Source organism: Dactylosporangium thailandense (genome assembly GCF_059739745.1).
On the sequence record NZ_AP029195.1, the window covers coordinates 918,146 to 944,972 of the forward strand.

The 26,827-nt window shown below is 72.9% G+C and carries 21 protein-coding genes and 2 riboswitches; of the genes, 19 read left to right on the forward strand and 2 right to left on the reverse strand.

The features are described 5' to 3' along the window. The 10 genes from pstA to AC6JBM_RS03940 all read left to right on the forward strand — a co-directional run bounded on the left by pstA (nt 1) and on the right by AC6JBM_RS03940 (nt 13,017). Complete coding sequence (gene pstA, locus AC6JBM_RS03895; protein ID WP_497982243.1) at nt 1-1,362, forward strand: phosphate ABC transporter permease PstA; 1,362 nt, start codon at nt 1-3, stop codon at nt 1,360-1,362. After that, nucleotides 1,359-2,993 carry a phosphate ABC transporter substrate-binding protein PstS gene (locus AC6JBM_RS03900; RefSeq protein ID WP_497982244.1) on the forward strand — a complete coding sequence of 545 codons (1,635 nt, stop codon included), beginning with the start codon at nt 1,359-1,361 and terminating at the stop codon, nt 2,991-2,993. The genes pstA and AC6JBM_RS03900 overlap by 4 nt, the downstream gene beginning before the upstream one ends. After that, nucleotides 2,990-5,695 carry a hypothetical protein gene (locus AC6JBM_RS03905; RefSeq protein WP_497982245.1) on the forward strand — a complete coding sequence of 902 codons (2,706 nt, stop codon included), beginning with the start codon at nt 2,990-2,992 and terminating at the stop codon, nt 5,693-5,695. Before AC6JBM_RS03900 ends, AC6JBM_RS03905 begins: the two co-directional genes overlap by 4 nt. A 161-nt stretch (nt 5,696-5,856) precedes the next feature. Further along, nucleotides 5,857-6,969 (forward strand): hypothetical protein, encoded by a 1,113-nt coding sequence (locus AC6JBM_RS03910; RefSeq protein ID WP_497982246.1) that lies wholly within the window; start codon nt 5,857-5,859, stop codon nt 6,967-6,969. Between the two features lie 223 nt (nt 6,970-7,192). Then, on the forward strand, nt 7,193-8,620 hold the full coding sequence (locus AC6JBM_RS03915) for an Ig-like domain-containing protein (RefSeq protein WP_497982247.1): 1,428 nt from the start codon (nt 7,193-7,195) through the stop codon (nt 8,618-8,620). An 80-nt stretch (nt 8,621-8,700) separates the two neighbouring features. Continuing rightward, nucleotides 8,701-9,855 (forward strand): WxL protein peptidoglycan domain-containing protein, encoded by a 1,155-nt coding sequence (locus AC6JBM_RS03920; protein ID WP_497982248.1) that lies wholly within the window; start codon nt 8,701-8,703, stop codon nt 9,853-9,855. Then, entirely contained in the window at nt 9,852-10,148 is a 297-nt protein-coding gene (locus tag AC6JBM_RS03925; RefSeq protein WP_497982249.1) for a hypothetical protein, read from the forward strand. The genes AC6JBM_RS03920 and AC6JBM_RS03925 overlap by 4 nt, the downstream gene beginning before the upstream one ends. A gap of 52 nt (nt 10,149-10,200) precedes the next feature. Then, a complete protein-coding gene (locus AC6JBM_RS03930; RefSeq protein WP_497982250.1) occupies nt 10,201-11,067 on the forward strand; it encodes an Ig-like domain-containing protein in 867 nt (288 codons plus the stop codon). A 128-nt stretch (nt 11,068-11,195) separates the two neighbouring features. After that, nucleotides 11,196-12,131 carry a class E sortase gene (locus AC6JBM_RS03935; RefSeq protein WP_497982251.1) on the forward strand — a complete coding sequence of 312 codons (936 nt, stop codon included), beginning with the start codon at nt 11,196-11,198 and terminating at the stop codon, nt 12,129-12,131. Between the two features lie 55 nt (nt 12,132-12,186). Continuing rightward, complete coding sequence (locus AC6JBM_RS03940; RefSeq protein ID WP_497982252.1) at nt 12,187-13,017, forward strand: phosphate ABC transporter ATP-binding protein; 831 nt, start codon at nt 12,187-12,189, stop codon at nt 13,015-13,017. Nucleotides 13,018-13,069: 52 nt separating this feature from the next. On the opposite strand, the gene AC6JBM_RS03945 is transcribed toward AC6JBM_RS03940, so the two are convergent. After that, nucleotides 13,070-14,095 (reverse strand): hypothetical protein, encoded by a 1,026-nt coding sequence (locus AC6JBM_RS03945; RefSeq protein WP_497982253.1) that lies wholly within the window; start codon nt 14,093-14,095, stop codon nt 13,070-13,072. Then, a complete protein-coding gene (locus tag AC6JBM_RS03950; RefSeq protein ID WP_497982254.1) occupies nt 14,092-14,589 on the reverse strand; it encodes a SigE family RNA polymerase sigma factor in 498 nt (165 codons plus the stop codon). Before AC6JBM_RS03950 ends, AC6JBM_RS03945 begins: the two co-directional genes overlap by 4 nt. 130 nt (nt 14,590-14,719) lie before the next feature. Next, nucleotides 14,720-14,899: riboswitch (cobalamin riboswitch) on the forward strand. A gap of 38 nt (nt 14,900-14,937) precedes the next feature. On the opposite strand from AC6JBM_RS03950, the gene AC6JBM_RS03955 reads away from it, so the two are divergent. From AC6JBM_RS03955 to AC6JBM_RS03995, 9 genes are all read left to right on the forward strand, one after another. Next, nucleotides 14,938-16,488 carry an ABC transporter substrate-binding protein gene (locus AC6JBM_RS03955; protein WP_497982255.1) on the forward strand — a complete coding sequence of 517 codons (1,551 nt, stop codon included), beginning with the start codon at nt 14,938-14,940 and terminating at the stop codon, nt 16,486-16,488. After that, complete coding sequence (gene nikB, locus AC6JBM_RS03960; protein ID WP_350623902.1) at nt 16,473-17,450, forward strand: nickel ABC transporter permease; 978 nt, start codon at nt 16,473-16,475, stop codon at nt 17,448-17,450. The genes AC6JBM_RS03955 and nikB overlap by 16 nt, the downstream gene beginning before the upstream one ends. Beyond that, nucleotides 17,447-19,093: a dipeptide/oligopeptide/nickel ABC transporter permease/ATP-binding protein gene (locus AC6JBM_RS03965; RefSeq protein WP_497982256.1), complete on the forward strand. Its 1,647-nt coding sequence runs from the start codon at nt 17,447-17,449 to the stop codon at nt 19,091-19,093. Before nikB ends, AC6JBM_RS03965 begins: the two co-directional genes overlap by 4 nt. Continuing rightward, nucleotides 19,080-19,826 carry an ABC transporter ATP-binding protein gene (locus AC6JBM_RS03970; protein WP_497982257.1) on the forward strand — a complete coding sequence of 249 codons (747 nt, stop codon included), beginning with the start codon at nt 19,080-19,082 and terminating at the stop codon, nt 19,824-19,826. Before AC6JBM_RS03965 ends, AC6JBM_RS03970 begins: the two co-directional genes overlap by 14 nt. After that, complete coding sequence (locus AC6JBM_RS03975; protein WP_497982258.1) at nt 19,823-20,557, forward strand: hypothetical protein; 735 nt, start codon at nt 19,823-19,825, stop codon at nt 20,555-20,557. The genes AC6JBM_RS03970 and AC6JBM_RS03975 overlap by 4 nt, the downstream gene beginning before the upstream one ends. Before the next feature lie 89 nt (nt 20,558-20,646). Then, nucleotides 20,647-20,857: riboswitch (cobalamin riboswitch) on the forward strand. A gap of 118 nt (nt 20,858-20,975) precedes the next feature. After that, a complete protein-coding gene (locus AC6JBM_RS03980) occupies nt 20,976-23,324 on the forward strand; it encodes a ribonucleoside-diphosphate reductase subunit alpha (RefSeq protein ID WP_497982259.1) in 2,349 nt (782 codons plus the stop codon). A gap of 17 nt (nt 23,325-23,341) precedes the next feature. Continuing rightward, complete coding sequence (locus tag AC6JBM_RS03985) at nt 23,342-24,319, forward strand: ribonucleotide-diphosphate reductase subunit beta (protein ID WP_497986408.1); 978 nt, start codon at nt 23,342-23,344, stop codon at nt 24,317-24,319. A gap of 211 nt (nt 24,320-24,530) precedes the next feature. Then, a complete protein-coding gene (locus AC6JBM_RS03990; RefSeq protein ID WP_497982260.1) occupies nt 24,531-25,772 on the forward strand; it encodes an RCC1 domain-containing protein in 1,242 nt (413 codons plus the stop codon). 128 nt (nt 25,773-25,900) lie between these two features. Further along, complete coding sequence (locus tag AC6JBM_RS03995; protein ID WP_497982261.1) at nt 25,901-26,824, forward strand: phosphotransferase; 924 nt, start codon at nt 25,901-25,903, stop codon at nt 26,822-26,824. The last annotated feature ends 3 nt before the right edge of the window (nt 26,825-26,827 follow it).

Consider the following 26,827-nt stretch of genomic DNA (forward strand, 5'->3'; position numbering starts at 1 on the left):
ATGACGGTCGACTCGATGGGCCACCCCGGCGAGCGCGAGCGCGCCGACGCGGAGCTGGGCACCGCGACCTCGTGGCAGCCGGTCGCCGGGCGGGCGGACACCCAGGTCGACATGTGGGAGCCCACCGTGCAGGACCCGCCGGCCGGGGCGCAGACCGTCCTGCCGCGCGACCTCGGGCCCGTGCCGGTGCGCCGCGCACTGCACGCGATCCGGGCCGACGACGCGTACAACCTGCTCGGATCGCTGTGCACCGGCGTGTGCGTGGCGGTCCTGCTGTTCGCCTGGCTCGCCCCGTTCAGCGGCTTCGCCGGCTTCGTGATCGTGGCGTACGCGGTGTTCATCGCCGCCTACGCGGTGCTGTCCCGGCTCGCCGGCGGCGGCCCGGAGGCGCTGGACCGGGTCTGGACGGTGATCCTCGGCAGCGCCGGCCTGGTCCTGCTGATCGGCCTGCTGGACGTCGTCGGCTTCACGCTCTGGAAGGGCCTGCCGGCGCTGTGGCACCTGAACTTCTTCACCGAGGACCTGGCCGGCACCGGCCCGCGCGACTCGCTCGAGCGCGGCGGCGTGCTGCACGCCGTCGTCGGCACCCTCGAGATGATCTCGATCGCGCTGCTGATCACCATCCCGCTCGGGCTGGCCTGCGCCGTCTACCTCACCGAGATCGGCGGCCGCGGCGCCCGCCTGGTGCGCACGATCGTCGAGGCGATGACCGCGCTGCCCTCGATCGTGGCCGGGCTGTTCATCTACGCGACGCTCATCCTGATCGCAGGCTTCCCGTCGTCGGGCTTCGCCGCCGCCTGCGCGATCAGCGTGATGATGCTGCCGATCATCATCCGGGCGGCCGACGTGGTCCTGCGGCTGGTGCCGGGCAACCTGCGCGAGGCGTCGGAGGCGCTGGGCGCGCCGCGCTGGCGAACGGTGTGGTATGTCGTGCTGCCGACCGCGCGCTCCGGCCTGCTCACCAGCATCATCCTCGGTACCGCGCGCGGCATCGGCGAGACGAGCCCGGTCCTGCTCACGGCGGGCTACACGGTGTATCTCAACGCCGACCCGTTCAGCGGCCCGCAGGTGTCGCTGCCGCTGCTCACCTTCCAGCTCGTCCGGTCCGGCGAGCCGCTCTACCAGCAGCGCGGCTTCGGCGCCGCGGCCCTGCTCATGGTGATCGTGGTGACCCTCTTCGCGCTGGCCCGGGCCTTCGCCGGCCGCCCGCCCGGCCGGGTCGGCACCCTGCAGGCCCGGCGCAACACCCGGCGCTCGGCCGAGGACCTCGAGCGCATGCGGCGCCAGGAAGCGGCGCGCCATCAGCTGACGGCCCACGACGACCACGAGTCGTACCCGAGCGACCCTGGAGACGCCTCATGAACCGCAGCGACGCCGCCCGCCGGGCCCGATCGGCCTGGCGGCCGGTGCTGGCGGGCCTCGGCAGCCTGCTCATCGTCCTGGGCGCGGCCCCGCCGGCCCGGGCGGACGGCAACGTGCCGATCAACGGCGCCGGCTCGAGCTGGGCGGCGAACGCCATCAACCAGTGGGTCAGCGCCGTGCACCAGAACGGCATCCGGGTGGACTACGCCGCCAACGGCTCCTCGGACGGGCGCCAGCGCTTCCTGCAGCACACCGTCGACTTCGCCGCCTCGGACATCCCGTTCCAGCAGCACCCGACGGACGGCGGCTCGCCGGAGAACCCGACGCCGGGGACGTACGCGTACATGCCGATCGTCGCCGGCGGCACGAGCTTCATGTACAACCTGAAGATCGCCGGCCGGCAGGTCACCAACCTGCGGCTGTCCGGCGAGGTCATCGCGAAGATCTTCACCGGCGGCATCACGCGCTGGGACGACCAGGCGATCAAGAACGACAACCCGGGCCTGACCATGCCGGCCCAGAAGATCGTGCCGGTCATCCGCTCCGACGGCTCCGGCAGCAGCGCCCAGTTCAGCCTGTGGATGCAGGCCCAGCAGGCGTCCGTGTGGAGCAACTTCTGCCGGAGCCGGGGCTGCGGCAACGGCGCGGCGTCGTACTGGCCGAACTTCCCGGGCGCCGTGTCCAAGGCCGGCGACCTGGGCGTGGCCAGCTACGTCGCGCAGAGCTACTCCGAGGGCGCGATCGGCTACGTGCAGTACTCCTACGCGATCAACGCCAACTACCCGGTCGTGAAGATGCTCAACCGGGGCGGCTACTACGTCGAGCCGACGCCGCTCAACGTCGCGGTCGCGCTGCTCAAGGCAAAGATCAACAACAACAGCGCAGATCCTTCCGTGTACCTCACGCAGGACCTCTCCGACGTCTACACGTTCACGGACCCGCGGGCGTACCCGATGTCGTCGTACTCGTACTTCATCCTGCCCACGACGGTCACCGGCAACTTCTCCACCGACAAGGGCCGGACGCTGGCCAGGTTCAGCACCTTCTTCGAGTGCGAGGGCCAGCAGCAGGCGCCCGATCTCGGCTACTCGCCGCTGCCGAAGAACCTGGTCGAGGCGAGCTTCGAGCAGATCAAGAAGATCCCCGGCGCCGAGCCGGCCAGCAAGCCGCTCGAGTCGTGCAACAACCCCACGTTCACGCCCGACGGCCACAATCGCCTGGCCGACATCGCGCCCCAGCCGCAGGCGTGCGACAAGCAGGGCCCGAGCCAGTGCACCACCGGCACGGGCGGCAAGAAGAACCAGGGCACGCCGGTCAATCAGGCGGCCTCCGGCGGGCAGAACACCGCCGGCAACAGCGGGCAGGGCACCGGCGGCGCGGGCTCCCCGGGCGCCGCGGGCGATCCCAGCGCCGCGCCGTCGGTGAGCTACGACCCGCTCACCGACCAGTACGTCACCACGGGCGGCGGCAGCGGCGGGGGAGACCCGAACGTGGCGGCCGTGCCGATAGCCCTGCCGTCCAGCGGCGGCTGGACCGCCAGCCAGACGCTGATGGTCATCGCGGGGATAGCCGTGCTCGTGCTCGTGCTCGGACCCGGCCTGGCGTCCTGGATCCTGCGGAGGCGATCGTGAGCCCGACCCCCGCCCTGCCGCGCACCATGTCGTGGCGCCGCCGGACCCTCATCGGGGTCGCCACCGGCGTGGCCGTCATGCTCCTCGGCGAGGTCGGCTACATCTCGGCCGTGTCCGCGGCCGACGACCCGAGCATCGGCAAGGTCGAGTACACCGGCACGCCGGTCACCGACTCGGCGGTCACGCTCCAGGGCGACAGCGCGTTTCCGAATCTCAAGGTGACGGTGTCGCAGACCAGGGACCTGACCAACCAGGCGATCACCGTCAGCTGGACCGGCCTGCCGGCCCGGCAGTTCTCCACCGAGTTCTTCTCGAGCTACCTGCAGATCATGCAGTGCTGGGGCGACGACCCGGCCGCCCCGGCCGGCCGGCCGGCGCCCGCCCGGGAGACCTGCGAGTTCGGCGCGTACGACGACACCGACCTCGGCCGGATCAACCACCCCGATCCGGCCGCCGGGGGCCCGCTGCGCGGCTACACCCGCACCCGCACGGCGCTGCGGGCCGACGTCGACGAGCGGGCGGCCACCGGCCGCGGCGGCCAGCCGCTGAACTACTTCGCGAACGCCGGGAACATCACCGGCGGCTCGGTGCCGTTCTACCCGGTCGCCAGCGGCTGGCCCGACGTGGCCGCGGGCGACAAGGGCTTCGTCGCGCCGTTCGGCGGCGCGGTGAACCGGGCCGGCGGCGGCGTGTTCGGCGACGCCGAGTCCAACGAGCAGCCGTACGCCACCGCACGGCTGGACGGCTCGGGCGAGCAGACCTTCGAGCTGCAGACCTCGCTGGAGTCGCCGTGGCTGGGCTGCGGCGCCCCGGTCGGCGACTCCGGCCACCCGACGGGGCGCCCGTGCTGGCTGGTGATCGTGCCGCGCGGCGAGATCGACGACGGCTACGCCCCCGGCACGAGCGTCACCGGGCCGGGCGGCACCGGCCGGAACCTCTCCTCGCCGCTCACCGCGGCCACCTGGAAGCACCGGCTGGCGGCCCGGCTCGACTTCCGGCCGGTCGGCGACGCGTGCCCGCTCGGCACCGCCCAGCGCCGGATCATCGGCAGCAACGCGGCCCAGATCGCGTTCGTCAACTGGGCGCCGACGCTGTGCTCGACCGAGAAGGTGCCGTACAGCCTCACGACGGTCGCGGAGACGGTCGCCCGCAACACGATCGTCAGCTCGATCCCGGGCAGCACGCGGGCGGCGCTCGTCAGCCGGCCCGCCCGGCGCGACGACGAGCATCCCATCGCCTACGCACCGGTGGCGCTGTCGGGCGTGGCCGTCGCCTTCAACATCGAGCGGTACGTGACCACCCCCGACACCCCGCAGGCCGAGCAGGACATCCGGGGCTCGCGGCTGCCCCGGCTCAACCTCACGCCGCGCATCGTCGCCAAGCTGCTGAGCGAGTCGTACCGGTACGCGGTTCCGGACCTCGACAAGACCTCCGGCAAGCCCGCCTACCTCGCGAAGAACCCGGCGACGCTGTTCGAGGACCCGGACGTGGTCGCCGTCAACCCGGAGATCAAGTGGCTGGGCTCGCGGGGCGGGCCGTCGTCCGCGGCGCCGGTCGTCGTGCTGGAGAACGCCGACGCCACCCGGGCGCTGTGGGAGTGGGTGAACGCCGACAAGGACGCGCGCGCCTTCCTCGACGGCCAGGCCGACCCGTGGGGCATGACGGTCAACCCCAACTACAAGGGCATCGCGCTGCCGGTCGAGAACTTCCCGGCCTCCGACCCCACGTGCACCGCGCCCACCGCCGAGGAGAAGGCCGACGGCGCGACACCGGTCTGCGTGATCGACGCCGCCCCCTACGCGGAGAACCTGGCCGACGCCGCCCGGCGCACGCTCACCGGCAAGCCCGGCGGCGTCGCGCCGTCGCGGTGGTACCGCCCGGACGACGTCGACAACCGCGACCCCATCACCAACGGGCCGGGCATCGCGCACTGGACGAAGATCGGCACCCAGAACGTCGGCGAGCGGTTCATGATCTCGGTGACCTCCACCGCGGAGGCGGCCCGCTTCGGCCTGTCCACGGCGAGCCTGCGCAACGCGAGCGGTCACTTCGTCGCCCCCGGCGACGCGTCGTTGCAGACCGCCGCCGCGGCGATGGCCGGCGACCCGGACGATCCCCGGGTCAAGGTCGCCAACCCGGCCGCGTCGGCGGCGGGCGCCTACCCGCTGCCCATGCTCACCTACGCGGCGGTCTCGGTCGCCGACATCGACACCGCGGCCGACCCCACGGCCCGCGAGCAGCTCGCCAAGTTCGTCGAGTACGCCGCCGGCGCCGGCCAGACGCGGGGCCTGGCCTTCGGGCAGCTGCCGCCGGGCTACACGCCGCTGCCGCTGACCCTGAAGCTGCAGGCGAAGGCCGCGGCCACGGAGATCCGGACGGGTCACGTCGCCGGCTACGGCAACCCGGACGACGAACCGCCGGCGAACGAGGGCGGGGGCCCGCAGCCGAACACCAACGGCGGCAACGCGGGCACGGCACCGTCGGCGGCCGGCAGCGTGCCCGCCCGCGGCTCGGTGCCCTCGGCGGCGCCGGCCCGGTCGAGCCGCGGCCCGGAGCCGGTCGCGGTCGTGCAGTCGGGACGGACCCCGGACGATCCGGCCGTCCTGCCCCCGTGGGTCCTGCTCCTCGGACTCGGCGCGGGGCTGGCCTCAGCCTTCGCGGCGCCGTTCGTGCGGCCCCGGCGCCGGCCGAGTGGCACCTAGCGCAGACCTTCCCGAGGGCCGCACACGACGCGGCCCGCAGAGGCTCCGCCCGGCACCCCCGGGCGGTGGCAAGACCGGCCTGCCCCTCAGAGAGGGAGGGGCAGACCGGGAGTGCAGTCTACCGGACAGGCCGGTAGGCGGTTCCTGAGGAGGAAACCGCAGTGTTCAAGCTCAACAAGGCGATCGCGGTGGCCGCCGCGATCCCGATGGCGACGCTGGTCGTCGTCGGTCTGACCGCGGGCCCGGCTTCGGCCGACCCGGCGCCGCCCACGGGCGCCGTCTACTGTGGCGCCGGTTCGGACACGACGCAGGACGTCATGCAGAAGCTGTCCGAGATCATCGTCTCGAGCAGCGGCAAGAAGTTCGAGTCGTGGAACGCCCGCGGCACCAGCCCCATCACCACGAACTGCGCCACCGGCTCGTTCGCCCGCCCGGACGGCTCCGGCGCCGGCATCACCGCCCTGCGTGACTCCCTGAACCTCGGTGGCGAGGGCACCGGCCCGGTCCCGGCCAACGCCCTGACCTTCGCCCGCTCCTCGCGCGGCCCGAACGACACGTCGAACACGGACCTCACCTTCATCCCGTTCGGCATCGACGCCGTCGCGCCGGGGGTCAAGTCCGGCGGCGGGCTCGACCAGAAGTACCCGAGCGGGCTGACCATCGCCCAGCTGCAGGACATCTACAAGTGCGTCACCAAGACCATCACGGTCGGCAGCACCACCTACACCATCGCGCCGTACGTGCCGCAGGCCAACTCGGGCACCCGCTCGTTCTGGCTCACCGCCGTCGGGATCACCGAGGCCGACGTCAACAAGGCGCCGGCGTCGGGCGGCTGCGTCCGTGACACCAAGATCTCCGACGGCTCGGCGCTGCAGGAGCACGACGGCACGGTCCTGACCGACCCGACCGTCGGCACCACCCTGTACACCGAGATCATCCCGATCTCGATCGCGCAGAACATCGCGCAGACCAACCACGTCACGACGGGCGTCACCGACCGTCGCGGCAGCTCCAAGCTGCTGAGCCTCGCCAGCCAGGCGCCGATCGTCAGCGGCCAGATCAACGCGAGCTGGCCGTCGGCGTACCAGCGCTCGGTCTACAACGTCTTCAAGACCACGTCGGTCACCGGCCTCACCGCCGACCCGGCGCTCAAGGAGATCTTCGTCAGCAACAGCGCGCTGGTCTGCACCGGCACGCCGAAGTCGACCATCAACCTGTTCGGCTTCCTGACCAACGCGAACTGCGGCGACACCAGCATCAAGGGCAAGAAGTAGTCGTCGCCCCATCGCCACACCGGAAACACCGGATGGCCGTGCCTCCCCGCACGGCCATCCGGCCCGGGGCCACCACGCTCCTGTCCAGCCGAGCCCGCCGGGTCCGGCCGGACGACGCTGCGCTCGACGCCCGGTCGCGGGGGCCGCGCGCCCGCGCAGCAGGTTCGACGGCCCGGCCGAATGCCGCCATCGCTCGATGGCTCGGCAGAGAGGAGAACCTATCGTGAACAACACCCATCGCCTGATCGCGGCGTCTGTGGGAGCGATTGTGCTCGTCGGCGTCGCCGTGACGCCGGCGATGGCCGCCGCCGGCACCGGCGCGCTGTCCTTCGCGCCGCAGTCAGGGCAGTTCCAGTTCGGCGTGGGCAACGACGCCGATCTGCTGCAGATCACCCCGGGCGGCGCCTGCCCGGCCGGGTCGGACTTCTACCTGGACGCGTTCAGCCTGCCGGGGCTCGAGGACACGGTGCTCGAGAGCGGGGCGCCGATGACCGTGAACGGCATCGTCGTGCGCGACAGCAACACCCCGATCCTGCAGGTGCCGCAGCACGGTGCCACGTTCCAGGACCCCGGCATCCAGAACATCGTCAAGACGATCCTGCCGGCGGGCACCACCGACGAGCAGCTGTCGCCGCAGGACGCGGCAAGGCCGGCCGGCACCAAGATCGCCGAGGGCGACTTCAGCATCCTCTCGGTGTGCCTGGACCCGAACGGCGCGATCACCGGGCAGTCGGACATCGCGGCGGTGCACCTGCAGGCGGCCACCCGGGCCCCGAAGCCCTCGGGCTGGCCGGGCGACCGCCCGTACGACAACCTGCAGTGGAGCTGGTCGTTCGGTACGCCGGGCGGCGAGGCGACGCCCACGTCGGTGGCGCTGACCGCGTCGCCGGCCGGGTCGGCGACGGCGGGCACGACCGTGAACCTCGCGGTCACCGTCACGCCGCCGGCCGCGGCGGGCTCCGTCGAGTTCTTCGACGGCGCCACCTCGCTCGGCGCCAAGGCGGTCACGGCCGGCGCGGCATCGCTGAGCACGAACACCCTGGCGGTCGGCGGCCACACGCTGAAGGCCGTCTTCACGCCGGACGACACCGCGGCCTACACCGGCTCCACCACCGCGCTGAGCTACCAGATCACCCAGGAAGGGGGCGGCGGTGGCCAGTCGGGCACCGTCCCCCTGCAGACGACCGTGCCGTCCACCGGTACCGGAGCGCTGACGCTCACCGTCGACGCGACGGGCACCGTCGCGCTGCCGGAGGCCTCGCGGGTCGGGGACGACTTCGTCACCGAGCAGGCCGGCGTCGCGCTGGTCACCGTCACCGACAACCGGACGGGCGACACGCTCGGCTGGAACGTCAACGGCAAGGTCTCCGACACCTTCGTCGGCGACAACGCCGAGCACTCGTTCCCCGGCACCGCGCTGGGCTGGACCCCGCAGGTCCTGTCCCAGAGCCAGGGCCAGGGCGTGACGGCCGGTACGGCGATCGCCCCGGGCAGCACGCCCGGGCTCATCGGGGCCGGGGCGACGCTCGCCGCGGCGCCGGAGGGCAGCGGCATCGGCACGGCCAAGCTCGGCGCCGACCTGGGTCTGCAGTTCCCGGCGACCACGCCGGGCGACACGTACCACGCCACGGTCACGATCACCGCGATCTGACCCGGCCGCACCACCGGGTGGGCGGCGAACCGGCCGCCCGCCCGGACCAGGACCGCGAGCGCGAACGGACGTGAAACCTCATGAGGCAATCCCGCACGCTGCGCCGGATCCGGCTGGTTGCCGTCGTCGCGGCCCTGCCGGCGCTGCTGGGAGTGGCCCAGCCCGCGGGCGCGGCGCCGCCGAGCCCGCCGCCCGGCCCGGGCACGCCGGCGGCGAAGAGCTCCGTCACCTGGTCGGTGGCGCCGGGCACGGACAAGGGGCCCGACGGGCGCGCCGCGTTCACGTTCGAGGCGGACCCCGGCCAGACGCTGCGCGATGTCGTCGCGGTCAGCAACTTCAGCGCCGCGCCCGCGACCTTCCGCGTCTACGCCAGCGACGCCGTCAACACGCCCACGGGCGGCTTCGACCTGCTCGCCGGCGACCGGAAGCCGACCGACGTCGGTGCCTGGGTCGCGCTGACGCAGTCCACCGTCACGATTCCGGCCAACGCGACCGTCAACGTCCCGTTCACGCTGGCGATTCCGGCCAACGGCACCCCCGGCGACCACGCGGGGGGCATCGTCGCCGCGCTGCAGCGGGCGGGCCAGGGCCCCGTGGTCGTGGAGAACCGGATCGGCGCCCGGATCTACCTGCGGGTGCACGGCAAGCTCGCGCCGTCGCTGGGGATCACCCGGATCGACGCGCGGTACCACCACTCGCCGAACCCGTTCGCCGGCGGCGACGTCACCGTGGAGTACACGCTGCGCAACACCGGCAACGTCCGGCTGGCCGCCGCCCAGCTCGCCGCGGTGACCGGGGCGAGCGGAGGCCGGCTCGCGAGCGCCGCCGGGCCGCCCGTCGCCGAGCTGCTGCCGGGCCAGTCGCTGCAGTACACCGTCACCATCCGGGGCGTCGCCCCGCTCGGCCCGCTCGGCGCCGACGTGACGGTCACGCCGTCCGCCGTCAAGGGCGACAGGTACACCGAGTCCCTGTCCGCCGCCGGCCTCGGCACGGGCCGGCGCCGCGCCGGCCTGTTCGCGATGCCGTGGAGCCAGCTCGTCCTGCTGGTCCTGCTCGCCGCCCTGGTCGTGCTGGCCGTCATCGTCCTGCGCCGGCGCCGCCGGGCCGCCGCGCGGACCCTGGCCGCGGCCGTCGAGCGGGGCCGGCTCGAGGAGCGGCGCGCCGCCGCCGACCGGCTGGCGGCATCCCGTCCCGAGCTCGAGTCCGAGCCGGCGCGAATGGAGGAGAAGCTGTGATCCGTCGAACCGGCCTTGCCGTCACCGCGCTCGCCCTGCTGCTGCTCGGCAGCCTGTTCGCCGCCGGAGCCGCCGCGGCCGACGACAACGGCTCCGTGACGATCACCGTCAGCGTGCCTCCGGGCGCGACGCCGAGCCCCACCCCGTCCTCACCGCCCTCGGGCGACCTGCCGAAGACCGGCCCGGCCCTCGCCGGGCTGGCCGGCGGCGCCGCCGCACTGATCGTCGCCGGCCTCGGGCTCGTGGTCCTCGGCCGGCGATACGGCAAGTCCAACCAACCCCCTGCCGCGTAGCGGCGCACCGAAAGGACCCCTCCCTGTGAACCTGTCCAAGCGGGCATTAATCGTGGCGGCGGTTTCGTCGTCGCTGCTGCTGGGCGCGCTCGGCGCTCCGGCCCAGGCGGCCACCGGCGGCAGCACCGTCACCGTCAAGCCGCTCTCCGGCAGCTTCCAGTTCGGCGCCGGCAACCCCGCCGACACCGTGACGCTGGCCGTCCCGGCCACCAACTGCCCCGCGGGCTCCACGTACTACGTCGACGCCCTCTCCAAGGTGGGCGACGAGGCGAACATCGTGGTCAACGGCGCGCCGCTGGCCCCGGTCGTCACCCTCGGCAGCGACCTCGCCATCCCGGTGCAGGCCGGGACGTTCAACGACGGCGGCGTGCAGAACATCGTCAAGGGCATCCTCCCGGCGAACACGTCGGACGTGGGGCTCTCGCCGGAGGACGCCGCGAAGCCGGTGGGCACCACCGTCGCCACCGGTGCCTTCAGCATCGTCGGCGCCTGCGCGGACGCCGACTTCAACCTCCTCGCCTCCTGGGTGACGCCGATCGACATCTCGGCCGCCACCCGCGCCGCGCAGCCGGCCGACTGGCCGGCCGACCGGTTCTACGACGCCCTGCAGTGGCGGTGGGACGGCCGGGCCACCTCCGGCAGCGGGTTCTTCGCGTTCCCGACCACCGTCAAGGTGAACAAGCCGCTGGTCGCGCTGGTCCAGGTGACCGCGACCAACGGCAAGATCCCGACCGGCACCATCCAGATCAAGGACGGCTCGGCGGTCGTCGCCTCGGCCCGGCTCGTCCTGGGCGTGGCCGTCGCGATCGTCCCGGGCCTCAGCCCCGCCGGCGACCACCAGCTGGTCGCGGTCTACTCCGGTGACGCCAACGTCCGCCCGGGCACGTCGAGCGCCGTGACGATCCACGTCACCGCCTGATCCGGGCCCTGACGAACCGCACCACCCGCAACACCAGCACCACCCGCAACACCAGCACCACCCGCATCAACGGTGCCGGAGCGCGCAGCCGCCCCGGCACCGGACCACAAGCTCAGGGAGGCCGGCCCGTGACCGCACTGCTGCCCGTACGCTCGGAGCCGCCGGACTACGAGCCCGCGCGGTACGCGGCCGCGTACCCGCCGCCGGCCCCGGAGCCCGCCCCCGCCTGGCGGTACTTCGCCGGCTCCGCGCTGCTGGTCTTCGCCTCCGTCCTGCTCGGGCTCGCGGTGAACATCACCGGGATCAGCCAGCTCGTGCACGCCTCGAAGCAGAAGGCCGGCATGGACACGCTGCGCGTCGACCTCGCCCGGGGCACGGCGCCCGTGGGCCAGCTCCGCGACGGCACCCTCATCCCGCTCGGCACGCCGGTGGGCGTCCTGCGCATTCCCGCGCTGCACCTGGAGGAGGTCGTGTCGGAGGGCACGACCAGTGGCGTGCTCATGTACGGGCCCGGGCACCAGCGCGACAGCGCGCTGCCCGGCCAGGCCGGCACCGCCATCATCATGGGCCGCGCCGCGGCGTACGGCGGCCCGCTCGGCCGCATCGAGCAGTTGCAGCCGGACGACCGCATCACCGTGCTCACCGGGCAGGGCGAGTCCACGTACCGCGTGACCGGCAGCCGCCGCGCCGGCGACGCGGTGCCGCCGCCGGTCGCGCCCGGCGCCGGGCGGCTCACGCTCGTCACCGCCGTCGGCGTGCCGTTCCTGCCCGACGGCGTGCTGCGGGTCGACGCGGTGCTCGTGTCGCAGGTCCGGCCGAGCCCGCCCCGCCCGCTGCGCCCGGGCTCCATCAGCCCGCAGGAGCAGGCGCTGGCCGGGGACACGTCGTCGCTGTGGATTCTCGTGATGGGCCTGCAGGGCCTCGTCGCCGGCGCGGTCGGCTTCGTGTGGTCCCGGCACCGCTGGGGCGCCGTGCGCACCTGGGTGGTCTTCCTGCCCCTGCTCGCGGTCTTCGGCCTGATGGTCGCCGAGCAGACCGTCCGGATGCTGCCCAACCTGCTGTGAGCCGGCGCGCGAGCGAGACCGGCCGGGAAGATCGAAGCGGAGGAGACGCAACGCCATGGACATCGCCGAACCAGAGCTCGTCGTAGCGGACTCGTACCACAGCCATCGGCAGCTGGCCGGACTCCGCGCGGTCGGCGTCACCGCCTGGTTCGGCGACCACCTCGTCCTCGACCGCGTCTCGCTGCACATGCGCGCGGGCGAGGTCACCGCGCTGATCGGGCCGTCGGGGTGCGGCAAGTCGACGTTCCTGCGGATCCTCAACCGGATGCACGAGCTGGTGCCGTCGGCGTCGATGGCCGGGCAGGTGCTGCTCGACGGCGAGGACATCTACGATCCGGGCCGCAAGCTCACCGAGGCGCGCCGCCAGATCGGCATGGTCTTCCAGAAGCCCAACCCGTTCCCGGCCATGTCCATCTACGACAACGTCGTCGCCGGCCTCAAGCTGACCGGCCGGCGGGCCTCGCGCGCGGTCAAGGACGAGATCGTCGAGGAGTGCCTCGTGCGCGCCGGGCTGTGGCGCGAGGTCCGCGACCGCCTCCGCCAGCCCGGCGGCGCGCTCTCCGGCGGCCAGCAGCAACGGCTGTGCATCGCGCGGTCGCTCGCCATCCGGCCGAAGGTGCTGCTCATGGACGAGCCGTGCTCGGCGCTCGACCCGACCTCGACGCGGGTCATCGAGGAGACGATCGCCGAGCTCGTCGAGGACGTCACGATCGTCATCGTCACGCACAACATGCAGCAGGCCGCCCGCGTCTCGCAGCAGGCCGTGTTCTTCCTCGCCGAGGAGCACCAGCCCGGCCGGGTCGTCGAGTTCGGCCCGACGCCGGCGATGTTCGGCGCGCCCCGCGACCCGAGGACCGCCGACTACGTGCGCGGCCGCTTCGGCTGACGGCGGGCCCGGCCGCGTGGGGTCCACGCGGCCGTCCCGCGGCGGGCGCCGATCAGCGGGAGCCGTACCAGCTGATGTCCGGCACCGGGCCGACCTCGAGGCCCTCGGCGATCCTCGGCAGCTGCAGCCCGGCCTGCGGAGCCGTGATCTCCAGGTTGTAGCCGTCCTGCGGCACGAACAGCTCGTTCCCGTCCCGGCTCAGCAGGCCGTCGGCGTTGCGCACCCGCACCCGCTGCGCACCCGCCGGGTCGAACGAGCGTCGGACCGCCGGGCCCCACACGAGCGTCAGCGAGCTGCCCGGGCCGTTCACCGCCAGGTCGACGGTCCACGCGGGCCCGTACAGGTCGGCGCGCGCCGTGTACCACCACGACCCCGACGTGAACGGGTCCGGCAGGAAGCCGAGCCGCGGGCCCACCGCGATCTTCGTCGAGTCCGGGCGCAGGGACTCGGCCACCGCGACCGCCATGTCGCGCTCCACCGTGCGGTCCGAGCCGGTCACGATCACCGTCACCCGCTGACCGCCCGCCGGCACCCACGTCACGCCGGACGCGGCCTCGATGCGGTCCAGCACCTCGGCCTCGACGCCGTTGATCGACACGGTCCCCCCGGTGTGACGGAGCGGGTCGTCGTCGCCGATGATCAGGGTCACGGTCGCGCCCGTGGTGTCGGTGCCCGGCGCGGGGGCCCAGCCGCGGCTCGTGGCGGCCGCGGCGCCGCCGGACACCAGGACCGAGGCCATCACCTGGCCGTAGCCGTCGGGCAGGAACCCGGGGCGCCAGGTCGCGGTGGCCTCCAGCCAGCCGCCGCCCGGCCCGCCCGAGACCTTCGGGAAGCCGCCCGGGGCCTTCGGGGAGCCGGGCTCCTCGGGCCGCCCGGGCCTGGCCGTCGAGCGGTACACCTCCAGGCCGCCTCCGACCGCCGCCACCGCCACCGCGGCCCCGGCGGCGCGCAGCACCAGGCGGCGCTGGCGTATGACCCGCGTCCGCACGTCGAGGGCCGCCGCGATGCGCTGCGGTGCGTGGGCCCGGTCGGCGATGGTGGCGATCGCGCCGCGGATCGCGTCGTCCTCGTAGCTCATCGTTGCTCCTCAAGGCTGGGTTGGGGCAGTACTGCGCGCAGGGTGGCCAGGCCACGCATGGCCTGGGTGCGGACGGTGACGATCGAGCAGCCCATGAGCACGGCGATGTCGGCGTCGGCCATGTCCTCGAGATACCGCAGCACGATCACGATCCGCTGGCGCGCGGGAAGGTCACGGATGAGCCGGACCAGCGCGTCCCGCTGCGCGATCCGCTCGTCATGGCCGTCGGCCGCGGCCGGCTCGGCGGCGTGGTGCACGCGCTCCCGGCGCAGCCGCGCCGCGAGCTGTCTTCGAGCCGAGGTCAGCTCGTTGATGACCATCCGCCGGACGTACGCCTCCGGGGACTCCAGTTCAGCGATCTTCGACCACCGGGGCTGCGCCTTCACGAGCACGTCCTGCAGCACGTCGGCGCCGGCGTCGGGATCACCGGCGAGCGCCGTGGCGTACCGCGTGAGGGCGGGCAACCGGGCGGCGAGGAATTCCTCGAACGTCACCTGCACACCCCGTTCACGAAGCCACGCCCGGCGTTCGTTGCACGGGACCGCTCCGGCAACGGCGAGGGCGGCCGGCGCGCTGTGGGCAGTTTCATGCTGGATCTTCCTTGTCGGGACCGCGACGACCGCCTTAGGCTGCCGGGGCCGTGGTGATCGGGAAGCCGGTGTGATGCCGGCGCGGCCCTCGCCACTGTGATCGGGAGTTCCCGGCCTTCACCCTCGTGGGGTCACTGGGCAGCGATGCCTGGGAAGGCCGGCCGGGAACGCGCCTCCCGTCAGCCAGGAGACCGGCCACGGCACGTACGTGTACACCACCGTCCACGAGGTGCTGGAAGGCGGAACTCCCGCATGCGGTCCTTTTCCCGTGCGGCGGCACTTGCCGTCGCCATCTCCCTGTTCCTGTCCGGCTGCGGCGCGAGCGGCCCGGCGGCGCCGTCCGGCGAGCCGGCGGCCGAGCAGACGCTGCGGTTCCTGACCGTGAACATGCCGCGCTCGCTCGACCCGATCCACATCGACGCGCAGCGGATCCTCGAGAACGGCCTCGCCGAGTCCCTCGTCGTGCAGAACGACGACGCGACGCTGCGGCCCGGCCTGGCCACCGCCTGGAAGTCCGTCACCCCGACGACCTGGGAGTTCACCCTCCGCGGCGGCGTGAAGTTCTGGAGCGGGGCGCCGGTGGACGCCGCCGCGGTGCGGGCATCGCTGGAGCGGCACAAGGCGAAGAACACCCGCGCCAAGTCGATCCTCGGCGCGATGGAGTTCGCCGCCGTCGACGCCACGACGCTGCGGGTCACCACGAAGACCCCGGACCCGGGGCTGGCGTTCCGGCTCACGACGTACGGCATCCACAACGCCGCCGAGGCCGAGCGCCGCGGCGACGACTTCAACCGCAACCCCGATCTGACCGGGTTCATGAAGCCGGTCCAGTTCGTCCCCGGCGAGACGCTGATCGCCGAGGCGAACCCCGACTACTGGGACAAGCCCGAGGGCGGCGTCAAGCTCAAGCGGATCGAGGCGCGGCTGGGTACCGACGCGCAGGCGCGGATGCTCGCGCTGCGCTCCGGTGACGCCGACGCGGAGTTCAACGTCGAGATCGACCAGCGCCTGCAGTACGAGAAGTCCGGCACGAAGTTCACCGTGCACTCCCCGGCGCCCACCACCAGGAACATCTGGCTGAACACGAAGAAGGTCCCCGCGCTGCGGGACAAGGCGGTCCGGCAGGCGCTCGACCTGGCCGCGGACCGCAAGGAGCTGGTCGACGGGCTCAACCACGGCTACGCCAAGGCGGCCACCGGGCACTTCCCGGCCGGACTGCCGTACGCGATCAGCACCGGCACCGCGACCGACGTGACCAAGGCGGCCGGGCTGCTCGACGCCGCCGGCTGGCTGCCCGGCCCCGACGGCGTACGGGCGAAGAACGGCACCCGCCTGCACTTCAAGATCTTGACATACACGGTGTTCCAGCCGCTGGCGATCGCGCTGCAGAGCCAGTGGAAGAAGGTCGGCATCTCCACCGAGCTGGCTCCCGTGGAGACGACCGCCTCGAACCAGATGATGCTCGACGGCAACTTCGAGATCGCCACCTACTGCTCGTGCGGCTCGGCCACCGGGGACATCGCCGGGCAGCTGCGCTCGTTCTACCGCACCGGCGTCGTGTCCAACTACGGCGGCTACAGCAACCCGAGGGTCGACACCCTCGTCGACCAGCTGGGCACCGAGTTCGACCCGGCGAAGCAGGCCGACCTGGCCCAGCAGGTGCAGCGGATCCTGCTCGACGACGTCGCGCTGCTGTACCTGTACGCCTCGACGCAGTGGGGCGCGGCCTACACCCCGCGGGTCCACGGCGCCGACCCGAACCTGTCGCGGCGCATCCTGCCCGGCATGTGGCTGGCCCGGTAGCCGGCGCGATGCTGCGCTACCTCGCCGTGCGGCTCGCCGCGACGGTGCCCGTCCTGCTCGGCATCTCGATCGTGCTGTTCACGATGGTCCGGCTGATCCCCGGCGACCCGAGCCACGCCATCCTGCTGTCCATGGTGGAGCCCGGCGCCGACATCAGCCGGCTCGAGGAGGACCTGGCCACGTTGCGTCAGGACCTCGGCCTCGACCGGCCGTACCCGGTGCAGTACGCGGACTGGCTCGGCGACGTCCTGTCCGGCAACCTCGGGACGTCGCTGCGCAGCGGCGCACCGGTCACGGACGAGCTGGCGATGCGGCTGCCCGCGACGCTCGAACTCGCCGCGGCGGCCCTGGTGGTCATGGTCGTGGTGGCGGTACCGGCCGGAATCGCCGGTGCCGTGTGGCACGGCCGCGCCGCCGATCGCGTCGCCCGCCTGCTGACGCTGCTGGGCGTCTCGGTTCCCGGCTTCCTGCTCGGGCTGCTGCTCATGTACGCGTTCTCCGTCGCGCTCGGCTGGCTGCCGACCTACGGCCGGGGCACCCCGGCGCACCTGGTCCTGCCGGCCGTGACCCTCGGCCTCGGCCTCGCCGCCGCGGTCTCCCGGCTGCTGCGGGCCGGCCTGCTCGACGCCCTGTCCCAGCCGTACGTGGCCGCGGCCGAGGCCAAGGGCCTGCCGTGGCGGCTCATCGTGCTCCGCCACGCCCTGCGCAACGCCCTGCTGCCGGTGTTCACCAACGCCGGGCTCATCGTGTCCGGGCTGCTCGGCGGGGCCGTCGTCGTGGAGACCGTCTTCTCCTGGCCGGGGATCGGCCGGTACGTCGTGGACTCCATCACCGGCCGGGACTACCCGGTCATCCAGGCGTTCACGCTCGCCATGGCCCTCGCCTACGTGCTGGTCAACCTCGTCGTCGACCTCGGCTACCGGCTGATCGACCCGCGTGTGCGCGTCGAGGGGGCCGCGTGAGAACCCTGCGCCGCCTCCTGGCCGTCCCGCGTCAGGACCGGCCGGCCGGTCTGCTGCTGCTCGTCCTCGCCGTGGTGGTCGCGGCGGTCGCCGCCGCGCCGTGGCTGACCGGCGCCGACCCGACCGCCGTCGACTACCTCGACGCGTCGCTGCCGCCTTCCGCGGCCCACCCGTTCGGTACCGACAACTACGGCCGTGACCTGCTCGCCCGCGTGCTGTTCGGCGGACGGGCCTCCCTGGCGACCGCGGCGGTCACCGTCGCCGTCACGGTGGTCGCCGGCACGCTCGTCGGCGCGGCGGCCGGCTATCTCGGCGGCTGGCTCGACCTGGTCGTCACCCGGATCGTCGACGTGCTGCTGGCGTTCCCGCGGCTCATCCTGGCGATCGCGGTCGCCGCGCTGCTCGACGCCGGCCTCGCCGGGCTCGTGCTCGCCGTCACCGTCGTGTCGTGGCCGGGCTACGCCCGCGTCGTTCGCGGCTATGCGCTGCAGCTGCGCGACGAGCCGTACGTCGCCGCGGCCCGCATCGCCGGCACCCCGCACTGGAGGATCGTCGGCACGCACGTGCTGGGCGGGCTCGCCGGGCCGGTCCTGATCCTCGCGATGGTCGACGTCGGCGAGGTCGTCATCGCCATCGCCGGCCTGTCGTTCCTGGGCCTGGGCGTGCGGCCGCCGGACCCGGAGTGGGGCGCCATGCTCAACGAGGCGCGCGGCTTCGTGGAGGACGCGCCGTGGATGTTCCTCGCGCCGGGCCTGGCGATCGTCGCCGTCGTCATCGCCGTCACCTACCTCGGCGACGCCGTCCGCGACGCGCTCGAACCCCGCCGCCCGCGGCTGCCGGCCCCCCGCGGCCGCCGGAGCGCCCGGCCGGTCCTCGCGCTGGACGAGCCGGTCCTGGCCCGCCTCGGCGGTCTCACCGTCGACGCCGGCGAGACCCGCATCCTCGACGGCGTCAGCATCGACCTGCGCGCGGGGGAGTGCCTCGGCCTGGTCGGCGAGAGCGGCTCCGGCAAGTCGACGCTCGCCGGAGCGCTGCTCGGCCTGCTCCGCCCGCCACTGGCGGTGTCCGGCGGCCTGACCCTCTTCGGCGCGGACACCGGCGGCTGGACCGACGCCGACTGGCGCCGCGTGCGCGGCCGGCACGTCAGCCTGATCACGCAGGACCCGCTCACGGCCCTCAACCCGGTCCTGACCATCGGCACCCAGCTCACCGAGACCGTCCGCGCCCACCATCGCGTCTGCCGGGCCGAGGCCCGGCGGCGCGCGGCCGAGACCCTCGAGCGGGTCCAGCTCGACCCGGAGCTGCTGCGGGCGTACCCGCACCAGCTCTCCGGCGGCATGCGGCAACGGGTCTGCATCGCCATCGCCGTCATCAACCGGCCCCGGCTGCTGATCTGCGACGAGCCGACCACCGCCCTCGACGTGAGCACCCAGGCCCGCATCCTGACCGAGCTCGCCGCGCTGCGCCGCACCCTCGGCATCGGCATGCTGTTCATCTCCCACGACCTGCGGCTGGTGTCGCAGGTCGCGGACCGGGTCGCCGTCCTGCGCGAGGGGCGGCTGGTCGAACAGGGCAGCGCCGCGGACGTCTTCGCCGCACCCGCCGACCCGTACACCCGGAGGCTCGTCGATGCTGCGCGTTGACGGACTGTCCAAAGTGTACGGCCGGCGGCAGGTGCTGGCCGGCGTCACGTTCACGGTCGCGGCGGGGGAGACCGTCGCCCTCGTCGGCGCATCCGGCGCGGGCAAGACCACCGTCGGTCAGTGCGTCGTGGGACAGGTCCGGCCGACGACCGGCACCCTGCGCTGGAACGACCTGCCGATCCGCCGCTCGCTGTGGCACACCGGCCGGGAGCGCCGCTGGCGCCGCGACATCCAGCTCGTCCAGCAGGACCCGCGGGCCGCCCTCAATCCACGGTGGACGGCCGGGCGCAGCGTCGGCGAACCCGCCCGCAACTTCCCCGGCGGCCGGACCGCGGCCGAGCTGTTCGAGCGGGTCGGGCTCGATCCCGCACTCCGGCACCGGTACCCGCACGAGCTGAGCACCGGCCAGTGCCAACGGGTCTGCATCGCCCGCGCCCTGGTACCCCGGCCGAAGCTGCTGGTGCTCGACGAGCCGCTGTCCGCACTCGACCTGCCGGTGCAGGCACAGATCCGCGACCTGCTCGCCGAGCTGCACCGCACCGAGGGGCTGGGCTACCTGTTCATCTCCCACGACCTCGTCGCCGTCGCCGCGCTGTGCACCCGCGTCATCGTGCTGCACCACGGCCGGATCGCCGAGGAGGCGGCCACCGCCGACCTGCTCGCGAACCCGGTCCACCCGCACAGCCGCGACCTCGTCGCCGACACCCCGACCCTGAAGTACGGCCCGGCATGAGCAGGCCGCAACTCGGTGCCCGGTTCACCGCACCCCGCGGGGTGCCCGAGGGACCCGGCTGGCACCACGCGACGGTCCTGACCGGCCCGATGCTGCACGAGCTGGTCGCGGACCACGCCCGCGCCCGGGACACCGGCCATCTCGTCGCGGCCGCGTCGCTGCTGTTCTGCCAGTACGTCAACCAGGTCACCGGCCCCGTCCTCGCCCGCTGCTTCCTCGAGGACCGCATCGTCGACGCGGCGGCGGCCGGCACCTGGATCCACATCGCCGGCGGCCGCCTCGACAACGCCGCGTTCGCCGGTGATGCGGCCGGCGACCGGCCCCGCGACGACACGACGACGGGCTGGCTCGTCGAGCGCATGCTGGACGAGAACTTCGCCCCGGCGATCGACGCGTGGCACCGCGTCACCCGCGTGGGCCGCCGCACCCTGTGGGGCAACGTCGCCAGCGGTATCGCCACCGCGATGCGCAGCATCTCCTGGACGCAGGACGACCCGGCCCGCTTCGTGACCGACACCGTCGCGCTGCTCGACCGGCATCCGCGCACCCGGGACCTGTGCGTGGTGGCGGACCTGGCGGCCGGTGACAGCCGCTGGCAGGTACACCATCGGCGCACCTGCTGCCTGATGTACAAGACCGGCGACGGCAGCTTCTGCGCCACCTGCAGCGTGCTCCCGGCGCCGGAGCGAGCGGCCCGGGCCCGCCGCATGGTGGACACCCCGACCACGTGACCGCCGGTCGGCAGTGACGCACGGTGATGCGACCCGCGCGACACGCCGACACACCATATGGTGGTTCGCTTTCTCGATGCCTCCCATATATGGTGTTGCTCGCAGCTGGTTCGGCCGCCCCCGCGGGACGGCCGTGGCAACAGGGAACCCGGTGTGAATCCGGGACTGCCCCGCAGCGGTGAGTGGGAACGAAAGCCGTCAACGAAGCACTGGGCCGCGAGGCCTGGGAAGCGACGGCCGGTAGGTGGCTGAGAGGCCGCGCCCGCGAGTCCGAAGACCTGCCAGCGCACCGTGCGCCAAACCGGGCGTGCGGTGGTCGGAGGCCGCGCGGGACGGCCGACGCCAACGCGGGTGACGGCGTGCCGTCTCCCCGTGGCGTCGTCCCCTGTGCGCCAACCACGGGTGACGAGGGGGACTCATGACGGTCACGCAGGACGCGGCCGCGCCGGAGCAGCGGCGGCACGCGATGCAGGTCCGCAAGCGCAACGGTGATCTGGAACCGGTCGACGTCAACAAGATCGTCAAGGCGGTCGAGCGGTGGGTCGCCGACCTCGACGAGATCGACCCGCTGCGGGTCGCCACGAAGACGATCAGCGGCCTCTACGACGGGGCCACGACGGCCGAGCTGGACCGGCTGTCGATCCAGACCGCGGCCGAGCTGATCGGCGAGGAGCCGCAGTATTCCAGGCTCGCCGCCCGGCTCCTCGCGGCGTTCGTGGACAAGGAGGTCCGCGGGCAGGCGGTCGCGAGCTTCAGCCAGTCGATCCGCTACGGCCACCAGCTGGGCCTGATCGGCGACGAGACGGCCGCGTTCGTCGCCGCGAACGCCCGCAAGCTCGACGATGCCGTCGATCTCGGCGGGGACCTGCGCTTCGAGTACTTCGGCCTGCGCACCGTCGCCGACCGCTACCTGCTGCGCCACCCCGAGACCCGCCTCGTCGTCGAGACGCCCCAGTACTGGCTGCTCCGCGTCGCCTGCGGGCTCTCGCAGACGCCGGGCGAGGCGATCGGCTTCTACCGGCTCATGTCGTCCCTCGCATACCTGCCGTCCTCGCCGACGCTGTTCAACTCCGGCACCCGGCACACGCAGATGTCCTCGTGCTTCCTTGTGGACTCGCCGAAGGACGAGCTCGACTCGATCTACGAGCGGTATCACCAGGTCGCCAAGCTCTCGAAGTTCTCCGGCGGCATCGGCATCTCCTGGTCGCGCGTGCGCGGGCGGGGCGCGCTGATTCGCGGTACCAACGGGAAATCCAACGGGATCGTGCCCTTCCTGAAGACGCTGGACGCGGGTGTCGCCGCGGTGAACCAGGGCGGGCGGCGCAAGGGCGCGGCGTGCGTGTATCTGGAGCCGTGGCACCCGGACATCGAGGAGTTCCTCGAGCTGCGGGACAACACCGGCGAGGAGGCCCGCCGCACGCACAACCTCAACCTGGCCAACTGGCTGCCGGACGAGTTCATGCGCCGGGTCGAGGCCGACGCCGACTGGTCGCTGGTCGACCCGTCCGACGCGCCCGAGCTGCCGGACCTGTTCGGCGCCGACTTCGACGAGGCCTACCGGGCCGCGGAGAAGCGCGCCGTGCGCACGGTGAAGGCCCGCGAGCTCTACGGGAAGATGATGCGCACCCTCGCGCAGACCGGCAACGGCTGGATGACGTTCAAGGACCGCTCCAACGCGCTGTCGAATCAGACGGGGGCGCCGGGTAACACCATCCACCTGTCCAACCTGTGCACCGAGATCGTCGAGGTCAACAGCGACGGCGAGACCGCCGTGTGCAACCTCGGCTCGATCAACCTCGGCGCGCACGTGAGCGCCGCCGGCGTCGACTGGGAGCGGCTGCGTGAGACGGTCCGCACCGCCGTGGTGTTCCTCGATCGCGTCATCGACATCAACTACTACCCCTCGCAGCAGGCGGGCGCGTCGAACCCGCGGTGGCGGCCGGTCGGTCTCGGCCTGATGGGCCTGCAGGACGCCTTCTTCGCGCTGAAGCTACCGTTCGACTCCGCGGCCGCGCGCGAGTTGTCCACAAGGGTGCAGGAAGAAATCTTCCTCACCGCGCTGGAGACGTCCGCGGAACTGGCCGCGCGGTTCGGCCCGCACCCGGCGTACGCCGAGACCCGCGCGGCGTCCGGCGTGCTGCACCCGGACCTCTGGGGCATGAGCACGGACGGCGAGCGCTGGGCGGCGTTGCGCACACAGATCGCCGAACACGGCCTGCGCAACTCGCTGCTCATCGCGATCGCGCCGACCGCGACCATCGCCTCGATCGCGGGCTGCTACGAGTGCATCGAGCCGCAGGTGTCCAACCTGTTCAAGCGCGAGACGATGTCGGGGGAGTTCCTGCAGATCAACTCGTACCTGGTCCGGGAGCTCAAGGCCCGCGCGCTGTGGACGGCGCCGATCCGGGAGCGGATCAAGCGGGCCGAGGGCTCCGTGCAGGACCTCGGGGAGCTGCCGGCGGACGTGCGGGAGCTGTACCGCACGGCGTGGGAGCTGCCGCAGCGCTCGCTCATCGATCTCGCCGCGGCCCGGGCGCCCTTCATCGACCAGTCGCAGTCGCTGAACCTGTTCATGAGCGCGCCCACGATCGGGAAGCTGTCCTCGATGTACCTGCACGCGTGGAAGTCCGGCCTGAAGACGACGTACTACCTGCGATCCCGGCCGGCCACCCGAATCCAGCAGGCGACGGTGTCGATCATCGCGCCCGCCGCCGAGGCGGTCGCGTGCTCGCTGGAGAACCCCGAGTCGTGCGAGGCGTGCCAGTGAGCCTCCTCGACCCCGGCATGAACCTGACGCTGCGGCCCATGCGGTACCCGCACTTCTTCGACCGGTACAAGGACGCCATCAAGAACACGTGGACCGTCGAGGAGGTGGACCTGCACAGCGACCTGCCCGACCTGGCCAGGCTCACCCCGGCCGAGCGGCACCTGGTCTCGCGTCTGGTCGCCTTCTTCGCCACCGGTGACACGATCGTCGCCAACAACCTCGTCCTGAACCTGTACCAGCACGTGAACTCGCCCGAGGGAAGGCTGTACCTGTCCCGGCAGCTGTTCGAGGAGGCCGTGCACGTCCAGTTCTACCTGAACCTGCTCGACACCTACGTGCCCGACGAGGCCGAGCGGTTCGCGGCGTTCGCGGCGGTGGAGAACATCCCGTCGATCGCCCGCAAGGCCGAGTTCTGCTTCCGCTGGATCGACTCCCTCGGCGAGCTGCGGGAGCTCAAGACCCGCGACGACCGCCGGGCGTTCCTGCTCAACCTGATCTGCTTCGCGGCGTGCATCGAGGGCCTGTTCTTCTACGGCGCCTTCGCCTACGTGTACTACCTGCGCTCCCGCGGCCTGCTGCACGGCCTCGCCTCGGGCACCAACTGGGTGTTCCGCGACGAGTCCATGCACATGGCGTTCGCCTTCGACGTGGTGCAGACCGTCCGCTCGGAGGAGCCGGACCTGTTCGACGACACGATGGCGGCGCAGGTGCGCGACATGCTCGCCGAGGCCGTCGAGTGCGAGGTCCAGTTCGCCGCGGACCTGCTCGGGCAGGGTGTCTCGGGCATGTCCCTGGCCGACATGCGCGAGTACCTGCAGCACGTCGCCGACCGGCGGCTCGCGCTGCTGGGGATCGGGCCGCTGTACGGCAGCCGCAACCCCTTCGCCTTCATGGAACTGCAGGACGTGCAGGAGCTGTCGAACTTCTTCGAGCGCCGCGTCTCGGCCTACCAGGTCGGCGTCACCGGCACCGTTTCCTTCGACGACGACTTCTGATTCGCGGCGCCGTAGCCCGTCGCAGGAGCCCGGCGCTCATCACGATCCACTATGGACCGCCGCCCGGCTTCTGGAGTGTCGCGGAAGTGACGCTGTGTTCCAAGTCAGCCTTGGGCGGGGGACAAGTCAGCTCCAAGAGGCGGCCCGCAACCTGCTTCCTGTCAGACGCAATCGCCAATGATCAATCTTTTCCGGACAGGATGTGGGGAACATGATGAGGTCCAAGGCGCTGATCGGCGTCGCCGGTGCCGTCGTCGCGGTCGGTTCGTCGCTGGCCTTCGGCGCGGCGCCGGGCTACGCGGCCGGCGGCTCCGAGCCGGGTGTCGCGTACGGCTGGGGCGCCAACACCTTCGGCCAGGCCGGTGCCGGTACGGGGGCGGCGCAGTACAACAGTCCACAGCGGGCGGCCCTGCCGGGCGACGTCGTGCAGCTGCAGAGCGGCGGCCGAGCGGGCTACGCCCGGCTGGCCGACGGGCGGTTGCTGTCCTGGGGGTACAACCTCAACTCCGCCCTCGGCAACGGTTCCACGATCGCGAGCACGCGCCCCGCGGCGCCGGTGCTCGGCATCGGCGGCGTGGGCACGCTCACGGATGTCGTCGACGTCGCGGTACACATGGAAAGCGCCATCGCGGCGGTGCTGGCCGACGGCACGGTGGTCGCCTGGGGCTCGAACGTGAACCGGCAGCTCGGCGACGGCTCGACGGGCAGCGTCCGGGCGTATCCGGAGCGGGTGCTGACCGCGCCGGGCCTGCCGCTGACCGGCGCGGTGGACGTCGAGTCGGGCGTCGAGGCGACGTACGCGCTGATGGCCGACGGCACCGTCACCGCCTGGGGCGCGGTGAAGTGCGACGGCGCGCTGGCGGGCACGACGCCGTTCGCGACGCCGGTGGCGGGGCTCAGCGACATCCGGCAGATCGCGGTCGCCGGCGGCGTGGCCCTGTTCCGGCGCGGCGACGGTGCGGTGCTCTCCTGCGGCGGCGAGGCGCGTGCGCTCGGCCGGCCGTACGGCCCGCTGAACTCGACGACCTCGGCGTACGTGCCGGTGCAGGTCACCGATCTCGGCCCGGGCAGCGACGTGGTGGACATCTCGGCCGGCATTTCGGCGATGTCCGCGCTGACCGGGGACGGCCGGCTGTACCTGTGGGGGGACAACACGCAGTACCAGCTCACCCCGCTCGGCGTGTCGGGCGGCGTGGCGGTGCCGACGGAGCTGGTCCGCCCGGCCGGTGAGCCGAAGATCGTCGACGTGGAGAACGACAACGCGCCGGTCACGTACGCGGTGCGGGCCGACGGATCGATGCTGGTCTGGGGCTGCAACATGTTCGGCATGGCCGGGACCGGCACGACCACCATGCTGGTGAGCCCGACCGTGGTCAGCGTGCCGGGCCGCGCCATCGTCAGCGTCGCCGCGGCGAACTGGGACGTCCTGGCGGTCACCGTACCGGCGGTCTGACCCGCACGCACGCAACACCCGCCTCGCCCGGGCCCATCGGCCCGGGCGAGGCGTTCGTGTATTCGTGGCGGACCTGAAAGGGTCGGCGGACAGCGTGGCCGTGGTCGAACCCGGTACGGTTACTCCGCATGACCGGGACCGAGACCGAGTTCTCCGCGGGCCTCATCCGCGACCTGCTGCGGGACCAGCATCCGGACCTGGCCGAGCTGCCCCTCCGCGAGGTGGACGGCGGCTGGGGCAACCAGATGTGGCGCCTCGGCGACGAACTGGCCGTGCGGATCCAGCGCATGGACACCGACCCCGATCGCCAGCTCAAGGAGCGCCGGTGGCTGCCGCTGCTCGCCCCGCGCCTGCCGCTGCCGATCCCCGTCCCGGTGCGCAGTGGTACACCCTCCGAGCGCTGTCCCAAGATGTGGACGGTCATGACGTGGGTTCCGGGCCTGCCGCTGGACCACGGGTCGATCACCCGCGGCGAGCACGCGGCCGGCACCCTGGCGGCGTTCCTCCGGGCGCTGCACGTGGCGGCGCCCGCCGACGCACCGGCCGACCCGGGCCGCGGCGCGCACCCCAAGGACTGCACGGACGGCTTCGAGCGGTTCTTCCACGCCGTGGACGCCGACGCGATCGGTTCCGACGCCGCCGACGTCCGGGCCGTCTGGGACGACGCCGTCGCGGCCCCCGCGTGGGCGGGTCCGCCGGTGTGGGTGCACGGCGACCTGCATCCCGCGAACGTCGTCGTCGCGGACGGGACGCTGGCGGGCGTGGTCGACTTCGGCGAACTGTTCGCCGGCGACCCGGCGTCGGACCTGGCGGCCGCCTGGGTCCTGCTGCCGGCGGGCGCGGCCGCGCGCTTCTTCGCCGCGTACGCGGAGGCTGACGAGGCGTCGGTCCGGCGCGCCCGCGGGCTGGCCGTCGTGAAGAGCCTCTTCCTGATGCTGATGGGCCAGAACGGGGACCGCGGGCTGCCCGGCGGCAAGCCGGCCTGGGGTCCGGCGGGCCGGGCGGCACTCGATCGGGTCCTGCGCGAGCGCCGGACCCGATTCCACGAGTAGTCC